Source organism: Empedobacter falsenii, assembly GCF_013488205.1.
Lineage (GTDB): Bacteria > Bacteroidota > Bacteroidia > Flavobacteriales > Weeksellaceae > Empedobacter > Empedobacter falsenii_C.
In genome coordinates, this window is sequence record NZ_CP040908.1 from 3,528,039 (window position 1) to 3,546,739 (window position 18,701).

Here is an 18,701-nt window from a genome sequence, read left to right on the forward strand (position 1 = left end):
ATACTCATTAAATCATTATTAAAGTTTAAATTTACTCTTAAGAGAAAAAATACCTATTAATGCGAAGTACGAATTTATCTGAACTTAAGTTCCACCAAATTGTGGAAAATAAGTTTCAAATTTACAACAGTCTCTTTATGAGTCTGCCCTACGAAAAAATGCAAAATATCGGATCATTGATCCCGTTTTTGTACGATGAAAGTCAAAAAGGTTTACCTGAAGGTAAATCGCCAAATGAAATCATCAACAATTTTTTTGAGAAATACACTGATTTAAAAACCGAACAAGAGCAAATCGATTTGATGTTTCGAATGATACAATACATCGAGCGACAAGTTGTTTTGTTTGATAGTATCGAAGATGCTGCATTTCCGTCATTACATTCCGAAAATGAAAAAGGAAGTTTGGAAAGCATTTACCATATTGCGCAAGCGCAAGGTAAAATGGAGCAAGTAAAAACGAGAATTGAAGATTTTGTGACAAGAGTTGTTTTTACAGCACATCCAACACAATTTTATCCAACAAATGTTCAACAAATTATTCAGGATTTACGCGATGCTATTCAACAAGATTCGGTAAGTAAAATTGATTTATTGTTGCAACAATTAGGAAAAACACCTTTCATCAACGAAGAAAAACCGACACCTTACGATGAAGCAGTTTCGATTATTTATTATTTACGAAATGTGTATTATCAGACAATTGGACGATTGTATAACGAAATCAATCAATTGTTTTTTACAGAAAGTCAACCACTAAAATCTCCTGTCATTCAATTAGGTTTTTGGCCTGGAGGTGATCGCGATGGAAATCCTTTCGTTACAGCAGAAATTACGTGGAAAGTAGCAAGTTTATTGCGAACAAGTATCTTAAAAAATTATTACAATCATCTAAAAATTGTTCAAAGACGATTAACGTTCAAACATGTTACAGAGCCTTTAAAAGCGTTGAGTAATTTGATTTACGAAAATATGTTCAATGAAAATGGAACAATTACAATTGATGAAATCAAAACGCGCTTACAAACGATTCGTACAATTTTGATTGAACAACACAATGGTGTTTTCTTAGATATTCTGGACGATTTTATCACACGTGTTGATATTTTCGGATTGCATTTTGCTTCTTTGGATATTCGTCAAGATTCGCGTGTTCATCAAAAAGTAATTAACCAAATTGTTGAAAAATATACTGGAATTAATCTGAAAGATTTAAGCGAAGCAGAACAAATCGAATTGTTAACAAATCCTTCATTTACTGCTAAGCCTGAAGATTTTGAAGATGATATTGTGATTGATACGATCAAAAATGTTTATCAATTAAAAACAATTCAGCAACGAAATGGCGAATTAGGTGTTAACCGATACATTATTTCAAATTCTGAAACCATTTTCGATGTTTTAAATGTTTACGCTTTATTCAAATTTTGTGGTTACAAAGATGACGAAATTAAGTTTGATATTATGCCACTTTTCGAGACGATTAGAGGTTTAGATGGTGCTGAAAATACGATGAATAAATTGTATAATTTACCTATTTATGCACAACATTTAGAACGTAGAAAACAACGTCAATCAATTATGTTAGGATTTTCGGACGGAACAAAAGATGGCGGTTACATCAAAGCGAATTGGGAAATTTATCGTACCAAAGAAATCCTTTCGAATGTTTCGGATAAAAATCAAATCGAAGTTATTTTCTTTGATGGTCGTGGTGGACCTCCTGCACGTGGAGGAGGAAAAACGCACGAGTTTTACGCTTCTCAAGGGAAAACAATTGCAAATCACGAAATTCAAATTACAATTCAAGGGCAAACAATTACGTCGAATTATGGAACAATGCCGCAGGCAAAATATAATTTTGAACAATTGTACACGGCTGGTATTATTTCGGATGTTTTCTCGACAAGTACAAGTCAGATTTCGCCTGATGAACGCACATTGATTGATAAATTAGCCACAATTAGTTATCAGAAATACGAAGATTTGAAAGCGCATCCTTCATTTTTACCTTATTTAGAAAATATGAGTACGCTTAACTATTATGGAAAAACGAATATCGGAAGCCGTCCGAGTAAACGAGGTGGTGATAAAAAATTAGAGTTCGATGATTTGCGCGCTATTCCATTTGTGGGTTCTTGGAGTCAATTAAAACAAAATGTTCCAGGATATTTTGGTGTTGGAACGGCTATAAATGAATTGAAAAAACAAGGTCATTTAGAGGATGTAAAAGATTTATTCAAAAATTCGAGCTTCTTCAAAACGTTGATTCAAAATAGTATGATGTCGATGGAAAAAACTTATTTTCCATTAACTTCTTATATGAAAGATGATCCTGAATATGGTGAATTTTGGAATATTTTGCACGATGAATTTGAATTATCAAAAGCATTGTGTTTAGAAATTTCGGGTTACACAGAATTGATGCAAGATGAACCATTGAACAAATCTTCGGTACAAATGCGCGAAAAAATTGTGTTACCATTATTAACGATTCAACAATTTGCGTTGAACAAAATTCATCATGAAAGTGAATTCAAATCAGTCTATGAGCAAATTGTAATGCGTTCGTTATTCGGAAATATTAATGCGAGTCGAAATTCGGCTTAATTTTCAGAATATCTTAATACCTTCGCAACGATGGAAAAGATTATTTTAGGGATTGATCCTGGAACAATGGTGATGGGTTTTGGTTTGATTGAAGTCAAAAACAACAAAATAAAGTTGATTACTTTAGACGAATTGTTGTTGCATAAACTTCCGAATCAACAAACAAAATTGAAAAAGATTTTCGAAAAAACTTTAGCCATTATTGATCAATATCATCCTGATGAATTAGCCATTGAAGCGCAGTTTTTTGGCGTTAATGTTCAGTCTATGTTAAAACTTGGACGTGCGCAAGGCGTTTGTATTGCCGCTTGCCTGCATCGCGATATGCCTGTGGTAGAATATGCGCCAAAAAAAATTAAGATGGCGATTACCGGAAACGGAAATGCCTCGAAAGAACAAGTTGCGGGAATGTTACAGCATTTACTTGGATTGAAAGAAATTCCGAAACGTTTGGATGCCACAGATGGTCTTGCCGTTGCGGTTTGTCATTATCTAAATTCGGGTAAAACAACTGGAACGTCAAGTTCTTATTCGAGTTGGGATGCCTTTGTAAAAAATAATCCGAATCGAACAAAATAAAATATATTTGTAGTAGAATTAGCAACCTAATTCATAAAACATAAAACACATCAAATGAAAAAATATTTAATCGCTGCCTCAGTTTGTGCAACAGTTTTCTCTTCAGTGTTATTTTCTTGTAAAGATTCGACAGGAAAAAACAATACTGCAATCACTGAAATTGTTTCGAAAATTGAACAAAATAAATACAAAATTGGCGACAAAATCGATATTCCATTAACTAATTTGGATGGAATTACGAAAGTTGTAGTTTCGGTGGATGGACAAGAAGTTCCTGCTGATTTTACGATTGACGGAAAAACAATTGGATTAGGAAATCATACGGTTAATTTGAAATTTTTCAAAGGAGAAGAAGAAACAAATTCGCGCGATTTTACGTTTGTGGTTTATGCAAATGAGCCGGCTGCACAATGGAATTATGAAATTGTAGGAACTTATCCACATAATCCTGATTATTTTACGCAAGGTTTTTATTTCAAAAACGGAAATATTTTCGAAGGAACTGGACTTCGTGGAGGAAAAACGCGTTTGATTGAATATAAATTGGGTGCAACTGAGCCTACAAAATTATACCAAATTAAAGACGATGTTTTTGGAGAAGGAATTACAGAACTGAATGGTTTTATTTATCAATTAACATGGCAAGATCGTGTGATTTATAAATATGATTTAAACTTTAATCAAGTTCAGAAATTTGATATGCCAGCACAAATTATCGAAGGTTGGGGAATTACAACAATCGGTAAAGAATTAGCTGTAACAGAAGGTTCTCAACGAATTCATTTCTTCGACGAAAACTTTAATTATTTAAGAACTGTACAAGCTTTTGATAACACACAACCGTATAGTTATTTGAATGAAATTGAGTTTCACGATGGTTTAATTTATGCAAATGTTTACTTAAAATCTGGACATGCAGATAACAGTAATATTGTGGTAATTGATCCGCAAACTGGCGCTGTAAAAGCTGAGTTTAATTTCGCTGAATTGAAAGGAAAACAAGGAAATCCACAAGCACAAGAATTGAATGGAATCGCTTTCAAAGACAACGGAAATATGTTATTAACAGGTAAAAACTGGGATAAAATCTTTGAAATTAAGATTAAGAAGTAAAATATGGCTATTTGGCAATATAACGTCTTCTTAGTTCCATTGATTAATTTCGATAAAAAGTATCTAGAATTCATCAAACAAGAGGATTCTAATTACTTAAAAAGTACCGAATGTTTTTGGGAAGAAACCTTTATCAATAAAAATGAAATTGAATTAAAGATTGATAAATTTATTACAGATTATAAAAGTACAAGTGATAATTTTCTTTATTGGAAAGGAGATACTTCAAACTTTTATGATAATGATTCTTCTATAGCTTTTGATGAAAATGACAATATTAATTTTTTCAACTTCAGATTCGATTTAAGAAATGAAATTAATGTTATACAATCAGTTGATTTATTAATCGATATCGCGAAAGAATATCATCTAAAATTTATGAATGTTAAATATGATTTTTTTGAAGCTAAAAAAGAATTATTTATAGAAAACATTCATCAATCTAATGGATTTAAATTTCTTGAAGATCCAGAGAAATTTTTCGAAAACTTATAAAAAAGCAAAAAGCTCGACCTGCAAAATCGAGCTTTTCTTTTCAAAAATCATCTAAAAAATTATAAGTAAAAATTTTTAGTTATGAGAGATCTATAACCAAAATTGATCTTTCCAATCTGTGTTAGTTAAAAGTGAATTAAATTGTTCTTTAATTACTTTTAACTTTTTTTGTGTTGCATTTTTCTCAAATTCAGAAAACATCTGTTTCTCCTCAAATCTGATATGCAAATCCAATTCTTCTTCGATATAAATCAAACTTTTCATCGGATTTTTTGCATCTATTTTGAACAAGCGTCTCAAACGTCTATGCTCTTTCAATGCTCTTTTTACCAAGTAATGATCTTCATCCAAAAGCGAAAACAAGTAATTCTCTTCTATCTCAAATTTTTTGAATAACACTTTTTCCCCATACCAATTTACATAATCAACAATTCGTTGAATATCCACTCCATTGTCTATTCCAGCACGAATATTCCAACAAAAAAATAATGTCTTATGATGTCTTTCGCACGCTTCATTTAGATTTACTGTTACAGTATAACTCATATGAGAAGCAGTTGTTTGAGGAAGTTCTATTAATAGGTTCATTGTTGTAATTTTTTAATTCGGATAATCGGATATTTTTATCTTATTTTTAATCAAATTTTTTTAATGCTTAAGAAAAGCTATTCCTTTCTCAAGATCATCAATCAAATTAAACATCGATGTCTTTTCTAGCATTCCTCGCAAATCATTACGAATTGCAAAAACACGGCTATGTAAAGCACAAGGTTTGTTAGCATCGCATTCTACTAAACCTAAAATGCAACTGTGATAAAGACCATCTCCATCAATCGCTTTGATGATATTCACTAATTTGATATCTTCTAAATGCGCTGCATCCATTTGGAAACCTCCCATTTTTCCTTTGACAGATGAAATCACATTTGCTTTAACTAATTGTTGAAGAATTTTGGCTGTATAAGCTTCTGGAGAATTAATCGAATTTGCAATTTGTTTTAAATTGACTCTCTTTCCTTCTACAGATTCTTGTGCAATAAACACACAAGCCTTAATTCCATATTCGCACGCTTTAGAAAACATTAATTTCTTTTATTCATTATAAATTATGAAGCAAATATACAACTAATTTTAATTCGGACAAATTTATCTTATTAAATTTTTAAAAATAAAAAAACCACTCAAAATTGAGTGGTTTAATGTTATCTGAAAAGAAAATTTCTTAATCCTCGTCTTCGTCTTGATCAGCATCCTTAACAGCGTTACGAGAAGTACGAATAGCTACTACTACTGCGTTATCTGGATGAGCGAATGTGTAGTTATCATTTTTCAATGTTTCTACATACATTTTGTGACCAATTCTCATTGGAGTGATATCGATTTCGATTTCGTCTGGTAAGTTTGCTGGAATAGCACGAACTTTTAATTTACGCATGTTGAAACGTAAAACCCCACCAGCTACTAAACCACGAGCACGTCCTACTAAACGAACTGGAACTTCCATAGTTACTGGTTTGTCCTCGTTTAATTGGTAAAAATCTACGTGTAAGATTTTATCCGTTACTGGGTGAAATTGGATGTCTTGTAAAATTGCTTGAATTTTAGCTCCATCAGCTAACTCGATAGTTGCTGTATGAGCATCTGGAGTGTAAACTAATGATTTGAATGCTTTTTCATCAGCTGAAAAGTGGATAGGCTCTCCAGAACCGTAAACCACACAAGGTACTTGTTCAGCATTACGTAGGTTACGTGTAGCCACTTTACCTAAGTCTTCTCTTTTTACACCTTGAATTGTAATTGACTTCATAATAATATGTATATAATAAAAATAATTTAAATTTAAGTTAAATCATTAGATAACAAAACGTTGGCTAATAGATTTATTGCTATGTACTAAATGCATAACATCAGCAAAAAGCGGAGCGCAAGATAATACTTTTATTTTAGATACGGAAGTATTTTTTAATGGAATACTATCAGTTATAGCAATTTCCGTTAACAAAGAGTTATCAAGACGCTCATAAGCTGGTCCAGATAAAACTCCGTGCGTTGCAATTGCACGAACAGATTTTGCTCCTTTTTCCATAATCAATTCAGCAGCTTTAGCAAGTGTACCCGCTGTATCAATCATATCATCTACTAAAATAACATTTTTACCTTCTACCTCACCGATTAACATCATGCTATCAACTTGGTTTGCAACTTTACGTTCTTTGTGACAAATTACGATATCTGCATTAAGGTATTTAGCATATGTATTTGCACGTTTAGCACCACCCATGTCTGGAGAAGCGATACAAATATTATCTAAACCTAAACCTTTGATATACTCAACAAAAATTGTTGAAGCGAATAAATGATCAACAGGAACTTCAAAAAATCCTTGTATTTGATCAGCGTGTAAATCCATAGTCATTACACGAGTTGCTCCAGCTGTCATTAACATTTTTGCAACTAATTTTGCTCCAATTGGCACACGTGGTGCATCCTTACGATCTTGACGAGCAAAACCAAAATAAGGAATAACAACTGTAATACTTTTAGCAGATGCGCGTTTTGCAGCATCACACATTAAAAGTAATTCCATTAAATTGTCTGTTGGTTGCATTGTTGAACCAATTAAGAAAACGCGAGCACCGCGAATTGGTTGTTCAAAAGCTGGCACAAATTCGCCATCGCTAAACTCTACAATTTTAGATTTACCAAGTTCTTGACCATATTGATCGGCAATTTTTTGTGCTAATTCTAATGATCCTCTGGTTGAAAAAAGAAATGCTGATTGTTCCATTGTTTGTTTTGGGAAATATTTGTGCAAAAATAATTTAAATGATTTGAAAATGATATAAGAAAACTAAAAATTAATTTCGGCACAATTATTGAAGTTCTTTTTAACTCATTAAACTAATCAACAAGAGAATTATATGATTTTCGTTAGTAATAGGCGTTTTTAACAGTTTTTTATTGATTCGTTTTTAAGTATTTATATAATTTTGTAATTAAATATATCCTCATGAAAAAGATTTCATACCTATTAAGTGTAATTGGATTAGGAATTTTTGCTCAAGCGCAAGAAACTACTGAGACAGTTAACAACGATTACAACAAATGGTCTATCGAGGCCAATGGAGGTGCTGTAAAAGCACGTAAAGCTTTCACTCCTGGTTACTATTCTGAAACGCCAAGTTTCTATCATGCTGATTTTGGAGTTCGTTACATGTTCAACAATAAGTTTGGTTTAAAATTAGACGGTGGATATGATCGTATCAAAGAAGGTGAAGATGTAGCTCGTTTCCGTTCTAATTATTACCGTGTAGATTTACAAGGGGTTGCGAACTTAGGACGAATCATGAATTTTGAAACATGGACAAATAGAATTGGTTTATTAGCGCATGGTGGTGCAGGTTATTCTTGGATGAATAATGACGCAACAAAAGGTGCTGATGGTAAAGTTTTCGATGACAATGATAACATGGTAAATGTTATGGTTGGTTTAACTCCTCAGTTAAGATTAACAGATCGTGTTGTATTAACAGGAGACGTTTCTTATGTAAGAAATATTCGTCAAAACGTAGCTTTTGATGGAAATTCTGAAATTTCAGGTTCTGGATTTGGAGGTGAAATTTGGAATGCTACCTTAGGTTTAACTTTCTACTTAGGTAAAAACCAAAAACATGCTGACTGGGTTTACGAACCAACTCGTTCTGACTTAGAAGATCGTATTTCTAACATCGAACAAATGTTAAAAGATACTGATGGTGATGGTGTTGCTGATTACTTAGATCAAGAGCCAGATTCAGCTCCAGGCGCTGTTGTTGACACTCACGGTGTTACAATTGACCACAATGGAAACGGAATTCCAGATAATATTGAAGAATACATTAAACAAAATGCAGGAGGAAATACAACTATCGTTAATGATGCTGATTTCTTAGAGCAAATGATTAACTCTGGTATTATCAACGTTTACTTTGATTACAATTCTGATAAACCATACCAACAATCAGTTGGAGGTATCAAATTTGTATCTGAGTACTTAAAAGCTAAGCCAAATGCTCAAATTGACATTTTAGGTTACGCTGACCCAGTTGGAAGTGATTCTTACAACAAAAATTTATCTCGTAGAAGAGCAGAAAATGTAAAAGCTATTTTAGTTAGTCAAGGAGCAAATGCTTCTCAATTAACTACAGTTGGTGAAGGTGAAGATAAAGAATTCAAAAATTCTCAAGTTTCTTCTCATCAATTAGCAAGAAGAGTTGTTTTCAGAGTAAAATAATTCTCTCTTAATTTAAGATATTAATCAGGGATAGATTTTTCCATTTTTTGGAGTCTCTATTCCTGATTTTTTTATTATCTTTATCACCACTTAAATTACTAAAATATTGAATCCTTTTAACCAACACTTTAATGCTCCTAGATGGGTAGTATTAGTGCTAGACATACTTATAGTTTTCTTTAGCTATGTAATAACCAATTTTATACTTAATAGTTTTCTAAATTCTTTTAGTTTAGAAAAATTATTATTTAAATTACCATTTGTTGTAGCAGCATATACTCTATGTTTCCTATACTTCAAAACATATAAGGGAATTGTAAAAAAAACGGGGTTAAAAGATGCTGAAAATGTTTTTGTTTCAAATACAACAGCTTTTCTGATTCTTTTCTTCATCTCTTTTATCTATAGACAATTCATTGAATCTAATCTTTCGGAGAACACTCCTGTTTCATATGTTTTCAGAATGTCTTACTCTGTTATCTTTGTCCATTTATTTATTTCAACAGTAATAATGGTTATTGCCAGATTATATTATAAATGGATTTACGATTATTTTTTTTCTAAAAATAAAGCTCAACAAAAAACATTGATTTACGGAGCTGGAGATTCAGGATTAATCACTCGAGATATTTTACAAAACGATACTCAATTTAACTATAAAGTAGTAGGTTTTATTGATGACAAACCTTCTAAAATTGGAACGTTTATCGATGGCGCTAAAATTTATTCTATAAATGATGTTGATGATAAATTCATTGAACGAAATGATATTTCAGAAATCATTATTTCTATTCAAAATATTAAAACTAATGAGTTATTAAACCTTTCTAAATCTTTAGAAGATTTAAATGTTAATATTAAAATAATTCCTCCTATTTCTAATTGGATTGATGGTACATACAAGCCTGCTCAAATCAAACAATTAAAAATTGAAGATTTATTAGGGCGTGAATCAATTAAGTTGAAAAACCCTATTATTAATGAAAATGTACAAGGTAAGGTAATACTTGTTACTGGTGCTGCAGGTTCTATAGGAAGTGAAATTTCAAGGCAACTTGCTATGATGGACTTTGCTCAACTAATTTTGATTGATCAGGCAGAATCGGCTCTATATGATGTTCAACAGTCTTTAAAAAATGAAATTTCTGAAGAAAAACAAAATAGAATAGATTATATCGTTTCGAGTGTAAGAGATCGAAAAAGGATGTTAAGCCTCTTTGATAAATATCATCCGCAAATTATTTTTCATGCAGCTGCATATAAACATGTTCCGTTGATGGAAAAATTTCCTTATGAGGCAATCAACACAAATATTTATGGAACAAAAATAATTGCTGATTTTGCAAATGAATTTGGCGCAGAAAAATTTGTAATGGTTTCTACTGATAAAGCAGTAAATCCTACAAACGTAATGGGCGCAACTAAACGCGTAGCAGAAATCTATGTAAATTGTACTAATGCAGTTTCTAAAACAAACTACATTGTTACCCGATTTGGTAATGTACTAGGGTCTAATGGCTCTGTAATTCCTCTTTTTAAAAGACAATTGGAAAATGGTGGTCCCTTAACAGTAACTCATCCTGATATTACACGTTTTTTTATGACAATACCAGAAGCGTGTCAGTTAGTGCTTGAAGCAGCAATAATGGGAAAAGGTGGCGAGATTTTTGTATTTGATATGGGTGAGTCAATGAAAATTATTGATCTTGCAAAAAGAATGATTAGACTTAGTGGATTTAAATATCCTGAGGAAATTGATATAAAAATTGTAGGTTTACGCCCAGGCGAAAAAATTTATGAAGAATTATTGGCCAATGATGAAAATACAGTTAAAACACATCATGAAAAAATAATGATTGCTAAAGTAAATACTTCAAAATGTCAAGATAATAAAAAGTTGATTGAAGAACTATGTTTAATGTCTTCAACGATAGAAAAACATGAGCAAGTCATGCATTTAGTAGCTAAAATAAAAGAGATTGTACCTGAATTTAAATCTCAAAACTCCGAATTTGAAAAACTTGATAACTTAATTTATGAAAAATAAAATTTTTAATATACTATTTGTAATAGTTGTACTCACAATATCATCTTGTGCATCAAAAAAGGAATTAGTTTATTTAAGTGGAGACCAACAGTCTACTACAAATTTCGAACAGTATATCCCTAAAATTCAATCTTCTGACATATTAGCTATTAGTGTCAGCGCTGCTGATATAAAAGCTACAGAACCTTTTAATCAACAAAGTGTTTATCAAGTAAATTCTGGAATGCAAAATAATCCTTATGCAAAAGTGTATACTGTTGACGAAAATGGTTATATTAACTATCCTTTAATAGGTAATGTAAAAGTTGGAGGATTAACTAGAGCAGAAGCTGAAAACGAATTAAAATCTAAGATATCAAAGTACATTGTAAATCCTGGTGTTAATATAAATTTCACAAATTTCAGAATCACTGTTTTAGGTGAAGTTGTTAGACCTGGTAATTTTACAATTCCAAATGAAAGAGTAAGTATACTTGATGCATTAGGAATGGCAGGAGATTTAACAATTAATGGTGTAAGAAAAAATATTATGGTTATCCGTGAACAAAATGGACAAAAACAAACCTATAATGTCGATTTAACATCTAAAGAAATACTAAACTCCCCTGTTTACTATTTAGCACAAAATGATGTTGTTTATGTAGAACCAAATAATGCAAAAATTTCATCATCTAAATTTACACCAAACTATTCTTTATGGATATCTGTTGCTGGTGTTATAATATCTGTAATTGCTGTTATTTCTAAATAAAAATGAGTAAAAATAAAAACAAAGTAGAAGACCAATACTTCGATGAGTCTGAAGAAACTATTAATATCAGGCAAATTTTAGAGCAATATTTATACTATTGGAAATGGTTTGTTTTTGGAGTCATTATTTCTTTAATTATAGCCTTTTTATATGTTAAATATACACAAAAACAATATCAAGTTTCAGCTAAAATATTATTGAACGAAAAAGAATCTTCAACAGGAGAATTAGCTGGTTTAATGGATCAAGCTATGCTTGGAGGTGGTTCTGGAGGAAGCGCTGAAGTTGGTGATCAAATTGATGTTTTAAAATCGAGAAGATTATTAACTAAAGTAATTCAAAAAAACAACTTTAATATACAATATTTTAGTGTTGGTCGTGTTGCAGAAATTCAATTACAACAAGAAAAATCTCCCATAAAATTCATTTTATTAAATGAAAACGATAAAGCCAATGAAAGCTTAGACAATAATAGTTTTATTGTAAGTATATTATCGAACACTAAATTTAAACTTGAAAATAAAAAAACAAGTGTTATAAAAGAATATTCTTTTGGACAAAAGATTACAGAAGACTTTGGAAGTTTTATAATTAGTCCAAATGGAAACTTAGGAAAACATATTGGTTTTGAATATCAAATTAATGTAAATTCTATTGATAGAATTGTTAATGCATATCAAAACTCATTGAGTATTTCTCCAAATACTGAGAAGAGTTCAAAAATTATTAATTTTTCTTTGGTTGGTCCTGTTCCAGATATATCTAAGAAGTTAATAAATGATCTTATTACAACTTATAATGAAGATTTAGTAAGTGATAATCATAAATTAACAGAAGCTACCTCTAAATTTATTGATGATCGCCTACAAATTGTTACAAACGATTTACGTGGAGTTGATAAAAATCTTGAACGTTATAAAGTTCAAAATAATATTACAGATGTTACTTCAGAAGCGAATATCTTTTTAGAAAGTGCCGCAGATAACGAAAAGAAACTTTTAGAATCATCTACTCAACTACAATTAGTTGACTATATGAACTCTGCTCTAAATTCTTCTAAGACTGATTTACTACCTTCTAATATTGGATTAGAAGATAAATCTATCTCAGCAGAAATATCTTCATACAATGAATTAGTTCTCGCTAAAGAAGATATGTTAAAATCTGTAACAAAAGATCACCCTAACGCGATCAAATTACAAGAGCAAATTAATGATGTAAAAAGAAACTTGAAGAATAGTTTGAGATTATATAGAAATAACACTCAAACAATGTTAAATTCTGTTCAATCTAAACAAAATCAAATTGCGAGCAGAATTCAAAAAGTACCAAGTCAAGAACGTGGTTTTAGAGATATTTCTCGTCAACAGCAAATTGTTGAAGCTTTATATTTATTCTTATTACAAAAACGTGAAGAGAACGAAATAAAAGCAGCTGCTACACCAGATAATATAAAAGTTATTGACTATGCTTATGATTCTAAGATTCCCGTTTCACCTAAGAAAAGTATTATACTATTAGGAGCTCTAATTCTAGGATTAGTTATTCCATTTATATGTATATATATTTATAAATTATTGAATAATAATGTAAACTCTAAAGAGGATGTTGAAGATGCAGTTGGAGCTCCAATTGCTGGACAAGTACCTAAAAGTGATATTTCTATTATCGAGCAAAATGATAATTCTAGTGTTGCTGAAGCTTTTAGAATTCTTAGAACAAACATGAATTTTTTACTTAAAAATTCAACAGATCCTCAGTCTATCTATATAACTTCTACTACAAGCGGAGAAGGTAAAACATTTATATCAACTAATTTAGCTCAAATATTAACAATGTCAGGTAAATCTGTTTTATTAATTGGAGCAGATATTAGAAGTCCTAAAGTTTTAGATTATTTAGGAATTACTGATCAATACAGACACAAATATGGTGTTACAGAATATTTGATTTCAAATGATATTAATATTAGTGATATCATCATCAAAAATCCTGCTGATTACAAATTTGATGTTATTTATTCTGGACAAGTAGCTCCGAATCCATCAGAGCTATTGATGAACGGACGTTTTGATGATATTGTCAAATATGGAAAAGCAAACTATGATTATGTATTAATAGATACTGCGCCTGTTAGTTTAGTTACTGATACTTTATTAATTTCTGACAGTGCAGATATTACAATGTACGTTGTTCGTGCTAATTATTTAGACAAACGAATGTTGGCTATTCCTAAAGAATTATATCAAGATAACCGTCTTAAAAACATGGCAATGGTTGTTAACGATGTTGACTTTACAAAAGGATACGGATATGGGTACGGATATGGGTACGGATATGGTGAAAATCATAATAAAGGAAACTCTTTCTTTAGTAAACTATTCGGTAAAAAATAAAAATAAAAGCCACTTCGAAAGAAGTGGCTTTTATTTTTATTATAATCTATCTTATTGTCTTTGCCTCACAGCTTCGTAAACACAAATCGCTGCTGCGTTACTCACATTTAGCGAATCTACAAAACCTAACATCGGAATTTTAATCAACGAATCTGAATGATCAGCCCAAAAATCAGAAAGCCCTGTTGCTTCTGTTCCTAAAATAATGGCAGATGATTTTGTAAAATCAGTTTCGTATAAATTTTTCGTTTCATCTCTCAAAAATGTGGAAACAACTTGAATTGAATGAGATTTTAAAAACTCTAAAACAGCCTCTTTACTCGCCGATGCAATTTGATTAGTAAACAATGTTCCAACCGAAGAACGAATCACATTCGGATTGAAAAAATCAACTGTTTCATCACAAACAATTACAGCATCTACTTTTGCTCCATCTCCTGTTCGTAAAACTGCACCAAGATTTCCAGGCTTTTCTACCGCTTCCAAAACAACAACCAATGCATTTTCTGGCAATTGTAAATCTGTCAATGTCGAAGATTTCGTTTTATAGACACCAATAATTCCACCTGTCGATTTTCTATACGCAAGCTTCTCAAAAACTTGTTTGGTAATTGTAAATACTTTTACTTGTCCAAAATCTATTGATTTGTTATAAATATCTTCGCAAATATAAATTTCAACCGCTTCGTAACAACCTTTTACAGCTAATTCATTTTCTTGTGTTCCTTCCACAATAAATAAACCTTGATTTTTACGTTCTCTTGATTTTTCTTGCAATTTCAGCAAGTTTTTAATCCTTGGATTTTGAAGACTTTCTATTAACATTTTGCAAAATTAATTCTTTTTCAGTCAAAAAAATATAGAATTTTCATTTAACATTTTTTATCAGTTAAAAAACTCATTTTCAATCATATTTAATTTATATTCAGTATAAACTTATATTTTTTGTACCTTTGCACCTTAAAATCAGAATTTTCGTATGACCAAAGATGGAAAAATGGAGTTGATGGCTCCTGCTGGGAATTTCGAATCGTTACAAGCGGCTTTAGATAATGGAGCTGATTCTGTATATTTCGGAGTTGAGCAGTTGAATATGCGTGCGAGAGCATCAATAAACTTTACAATGGACGATTTACCAGAAATCGTAAAACGTTGTGAGGAAAAAGGTGTGCGTTCTTACCTTACTTTAAATACAATTATATACGATCACGATTTATCTTTAATCAAAAACTTATTGGACAGAGCAAAAGAAGCTAATATTACGGCTGTTATTGCGATGGATCAATCGGTTATTGCCTATGCAAGACAAATTGGGATTGAGATTCATATTTCGACACAAATTAACGTTACGAATATCGAAACAGTAAAATTCTATGCAATGTTTGCTGATACAATGGTATTGTCGCGTGAATTGAGTTTGAAACAAGTGAAAAAGATTTGTGAACAAATTATTAAAGATGATGTTCGTGGACCAAGTGGAAATTTAGTTGAAATCGAAATTTTCGGTCATGGAGCATTGTGTATGGCTGTTTCAGGTAAATGTTACTTGAGCTTACATTCTCACAATTCTTCTGCAAATCGTGGAGCTTGTAAACAAAACTGTCGTAAAAAATATACCGTAATCGACCAAGAATCTGGTTTCGAAATCGAATTAGATAACGAATACATGATGTCGCCAAAAGACCTTTGTACAATGGAATTTTTGGATGAAGTGGTTGATGCAGGTGTAAAAGTATTGAAAATTGAAGGTCGCGGACGTGCTCCAGAATACGTTGCAACTGTGATTCGTGCTTATAGAGAAGCGATTGATTCTATTGCGGATAAAACATATTCGAAAGAAAAAGTGGATTACTGGATGGGATTATTGCAAACTGTTTATAATCGTGGTTTTTGGTCTGGATATTATTTAGGTCAAAAATTAGGAGAATGGTCTGCTGTTCCAGGTTCTATGGCAACTCAGAAAAAAGTTTACATCGGAAAAGGAGTTCATTTCTTCCCAAAACCAAGCATTGGTCAATTTGTAATTGATGCGTATGATTTGAAAGTTGGTGATTTGATTTTAGTAACAGGACCAACAACTGGAGCCAAAGAAATGGTGGTTACAGAAATGATGGTGGAAGATGTAAAATCTGATACAGCTAAAAAAGGTGATTCGATTACAATTCCGATGGAATTTAGAATTCGTCCTTCTGATAAATTATACAAATTAGTAAAAGTAGAAGAGCCAGGAACACAACAAAATAGTGTTGAAGAAGGCGCTTATTCTCATTAAAAAATAGTTATCAATGGTCATTATTACGTTACAACGCGATAAATGCATCGGATGCAACTATTGTTATGAGTTAGCACCAGAACGATTCAGAATGTCAAAAAAAGATGGTAAATCTGTTTTATTAAAAGCGATTGATAAAAAAGGTTTCCATACGTTGAAAGATCCTGATCATTCTATCGCAGATAATTGCGAACGTGCTGCCAAAGCTTGCCCTGTAAATATTATTACAGTAAAAGAAATATAGATTAAAACATTAGCTATATAAAAAGTCCATCAAAATTTTGATGGACTTTTGCTTTATGTAAAAAATAAATCTTAATTCATTTTTCCTTCCTTTTCCAATCTCTCTAATGCTTTTTCGTGAGCAGATTTTACATCATTTTTGATCTTTTTATCTTGGGTAGATTTTCTAATCTTTTCTGCATGATAAGCCAAATCATCCAAAGTCATTTTATAACTCACATAAAACCCGCGATTATATCTTGAATACGACGCTAATCCCCAACCAGCAATTAATTGATTCTTAATTTTTTTGGTTTGATATTCGTTCAAATAACGTTGAAGTTTTGGAGAAATTTCTTCTTTCACAATTGATTTTACAGAACCATTCATTCGGCTAAACCAATATTTATTATCCAATTTTATATATGATTTTGCACCTAAAATGCTTTTAAAAGCAAGATCTCCAAGCAATAAAACCTTCTCAAATTCAGATTTTTCATTGGTCATATAATCCCAATACATTTCAGAAGTCATTCCAACCATCGGACTTTTATCTATTGTTGCTTCATACAAATCTTTACCATTTTGATAAGCTGCTGCAACATTTTTAAATTCGATTCCAAAATCATCACAAGCCTTCTGATAACCTGTAAAAGAACCCGAATATTTCTCGAAATTATCTATAAAAACTCTATAAATACAATAATGTGAAATATCAATCAAAACTTTTTTAGAATCATCTAAAAAACCGTTTATCAACTGTATCGGAAAGTTATAATATTCGTAGGAACTCATAATTGTTTGATTGTCTTAAATGTGGTGTTAATTCATCGACTAAGATAAGATAGTTTTTATTATTCTTAAAATGATAAGTATCAAAAAACTTCAAAATTTAATAGGTTAGATTTTTAAAGGGGTAAAACTTCAATTCCTAATTTCTTCCTAAATCTTCTTTGTCCTTTGTCTCAAAATAATAAACAAATGAAATTTTTCTTAACAATAATTACAAGCACTTTCTTAACAATTACTACGATAGCTCAGACGAAAAATGATTCAATTATCACCATTCAACCTCAACAAAAAACATTAAAACCTAAAGTTGAACATGCAGAACCTCTCTATACAGATTTGATGCGTGATTTGGGCGCACGAAAAGGAGAAGCTGAGATAAATGTAGGATTTGGAGTTGCCTCGAAAAAAGGATATAATGAATATAATGGTTTTATTGAGTATGAATGGGCTGTTGCAGATCGTTTGGGATTGGAGGTTGAAGTACCTTTTTCTTTTAATCACAAAAGCGATAATAACGATGGCTCTATTTATGTTCTGAACAATAAAATTGAAGGTTTAAAATTAGCAACTCAATATACTTTTTTGGTAAATGAAAAACGAAAAATATCTTTGGCTGTAGCTTATGTTCATGAATTTGAGTTTAATAATTTTAAAGAATTAGGACATCAAGGTTCTGTATTTACCGGTATGAAAATGAATCCTGTTTTTATTGGAGCAAAGAATTTTAAAAATTTCAACACGTTAATCTATATAGGTCCTGTTTTTGAACATCATTATAAAGAGCAAAAAGTAGATGTTGGAGCAACTATAAACGCAAGTATGATGTATGTTTTACCAAATTCGAAAAACTTTATTGGACTTGAAAATAATATGGATATTGATCGCGATGGATTTCATTATACTTTAAGACCTCAAATTAGATTGGCTATTCAACACAATTTAATGATTGGTTTGGTTACTGGAGTTCCTATCACCAAACATACCGGAACCAACCTTGATGTGATGACACGTATTATTTGGGAACCTTAGTTTTCTTAATAAAAAAACCTCCTTTAAAACTTTTTAAAGGAGGTTTGTGGAGCTGGCGGGATTAAGGATATGTATTACATATCAACATCTTAGCTCTAAAAACCTTCTAAAGGGGATGAAATC

Annotated in this window: 17 protein-coding genes; 11 read left to right on the top strand and 6 right to left on the bottom strand. The window is 31.2% G+C overall.

All coding sequences use genetic code 11. The annotated features are described in order from the left end of the window. Positions 1-137: 137 nt before the first annotated feature. The 4 genes from FH779_RS16455 to FH779_RS16470 are packed head-to-tail and all read left to right on the top strand — an operon-like array spanning position 138 to position 4,796. Positions 138-2,609, top strand: coding sequence for a phosphoenolpyruvate carboxylase (locus FH779_RS16455; protein ID WP_244957981.1), 2,472 nt, complete (start codon positions 138-140; stop codon positions 2,607-2,609). Positions 2,610-2,639: 30 nt separating this feature from the next. Then, positions 2,640-3,188 (top strand): crossover junction endodeoxyribonuclease RuvC, encoded by a 549-nt coding sequence (ruvC, locus tag FH779_RS16460; RefSeq protein ID WP_038336282.1) that lies wholly within the window; start codon positions 2,640-2,642, stop codon positions 3,186-3,188. A gap of 54 nt (positions 3,189-3,242) precedes the next feature. After that, a complete protein-coding gene (locus FH779_RS16465; RefSeq protein ID WP_115002258.1) occupies positions 3,243-4,301 on the top strand; it encodes a glutaminyl-peptide cyclotransferase in 1,059 nt (352 codons plus the stop codon). Positions 4,302-4,304: 3 nt separating this feature from the next. Continuing rightward, complete coding sequence (locus FH779_RS16470; protein ID WP_115002256.1) at positions 4,305-4,796, top strand: hypothetical protein; 492 nt, start codon at positions 4,305-4,307, stop codon at positions 4,794-4,796. A 90-nt stretch (positions 4,797-4,886) separates the two neighbouring features. Here FH779_RS16470 and FH779_RS16475 read toward each other — a convergent pair whose 3' ends face one another. From FH779_RS16475 to FH779_RS16490, 4 genes are all read right to left on the bottom strand, one after another. Beyond that, a complete protein-coding gene (locus FH779_RS16475) occupies positions 4,887-5,384 on the bottom strand; it encodes a hemerythrin domain-containing protein (RefSeq protein WP_115002254.1) in 498 nt (165 codons plus the stop codon). Between the two features lie 60 nt (positions 5,385-5,444). Continuing rightward, the gene (locus FH779_RS16480; RefSeq protein ID WP_038336279.1) at positions 5,445-5,879 is read right to left on the bottom strand and encodes an RrF2 family transcriptional regulator; all 435 of its coding nucleotides are present in this window, start codon (positions 5,877-5,879) and stop codon (positions 5,445-5,447) included. Between the two features lie 139 nt (positions 5,880-6,018). After that, complete coding sequence (locus tag FH779_RS16485) at positions 6,019-6,603, bottom strand: 50S ribosomal protein L25/general stress protein Ctc (RefSeq protein WP_038336278.1); 585 nt, start codon at positions 6,601-6,603, stop codon at positions 6,019-6,021. 45 nt (positions 6,604-6,648) lie between these two features. Then, the gene (locus FH779_RS16490) at positions 6,649-7,584 is read right to left on the bottom strand and encodes a ribose-phosphate pyrophosphokinase (RefSeq protein WP_038336277.1); all 936 of its coding nucleotides are present in this window, start codon (positions 7,582-7,584) and stop codon (positions 6,649-6,651) included. Positions 7,585-7,806: 222 nt separating this feature from the next. On the opposite strand from FH779_RS16490, the gene FH779_RS16495 reads away from it, so the two are divergent. The 4 genes from FH779_RS16495 (at position 7,807) to FH779_RS16510 (ending at position 14,263) form a co-directional block, all read left to right on the top strand. Continuing rightward, a complete protein-coding gene (locus FH779_RS16495; protein WP_180905476.1) occupies positions 7,807-9,069 on the top strand; it encodes an OmpA family protein in 1,263 nt (420 codons plus the stop codon). A 106-nt stretch (positions 9,070-9,175) separates the two neighbouring features. Further along, on the top strand, positions 9,176-11,116 hold the full coding sequence (locus FH779_RS16500; RefSeq protein ID WP_221627922.1) for a polysaccharide biosynthesis protein: 1,941 nt from the start codon (positions 9,176-9,178) through the stop codon (positions 11,114-11,116). After that, on the top strand, positions 11,106-11,867 hold the full coding sequence (locus FH779_RS16505; protein WP_180905477.1) for a polysaccharide biosynthesis/export family protein: 762 nt from the start codon (positions 11,106-11,108) through the stop codon (positions 11,865-11,867). Before FH779_RS16500 ends, FH779_RS16505 begins: the two co-directional genes overlap by 11 nt. Positions 11,868-11,869: 2 nt before the next feature. Further along, the gene (locus tag FH779_RS16510) at positions 11,870-14,263 is read left to right on the top strand and encodes a GumC family protein (RefSeq protein ID WP_180905478.1); all 2,394 of its coding nucleotides are present in this window, start codon (positions 11,870-11,872) and stop codon (positions 14,261-14,263) included. A 51-nt stretch (positions 14,264-14,314) separates the two neighbouring features. Here FH779_RS16510 and FH779_RS16515 read toward each other — a convergent pair whose 3' ends face one another. Beyond that, positions 14,315-15,088: a TrmH family RNA methyltransferase gene (locus tag FH779_RS16515; RefSeq protein ID WP_115002246.1), complete on the bottom strand. Its 774-nt coding sequence runs from the start codon at positions 15,086-15,088 to the stop codon at positions 14,315-14,317. Between the two features lie 154 nt (positions 15,089-15,242). Between FH779_RS16515 and FH779_RS16520 the strand changes: the two genes are divergently transcribed. Beyond that, on the top strand, positions 15,243-16,535 hold the full coding sequence (locus FH779_RS16520) for a peptidase U32 family protein (protein WP_038336270.1): 1,293 nt from the start codon (positions 15,243-15,245) through the stop codon (positions 16,533-16,535). Between the two features lie 13 nt (positions 16,536-16,548). Continuing rightward, a complete protein-coding gene (locus tag FH779_RS16525; RefSeq protein WP_038336269.1) occupies positions 16,549-16,779 on the top strand; it encodes a ferredoxin in 231 nt (76 codons plus the stop codon). 71 nt (positions 16,780-16,850) lie between these two features. On the opposite strand, the gene FH779_RS16530 is transcribed toward FH779_RS16525, so the two are convergent. Beyond that, complete coding sequence (locus FH779_RS16530; protein ID WP_038336268.1) at positions 16,851-17,552, bottom strand: hypothetical protein; 702 nt, start codon at positions 17,550-17,552, stop codon at positions 16,851-16,853. Positions 17,553-17,738: 186 nt separating this feature from the next. On the opposite strand from FH779_RS16530, the gene FH779_RS16535 reads away from it, so the two are divergent. Next, positions 17,739-18,578: an HAEPLYID family protein gene (locus tag FH779_RS16535; protein WP_115002244.1), complete on the top strand. Its 840-nt coding sequence runs from the start codon at positions 17,739-17,741 to the stop codon at positions 18,576-18,578. Positions 18,579-18,701 lie beyond the last annotated feature (123 nt).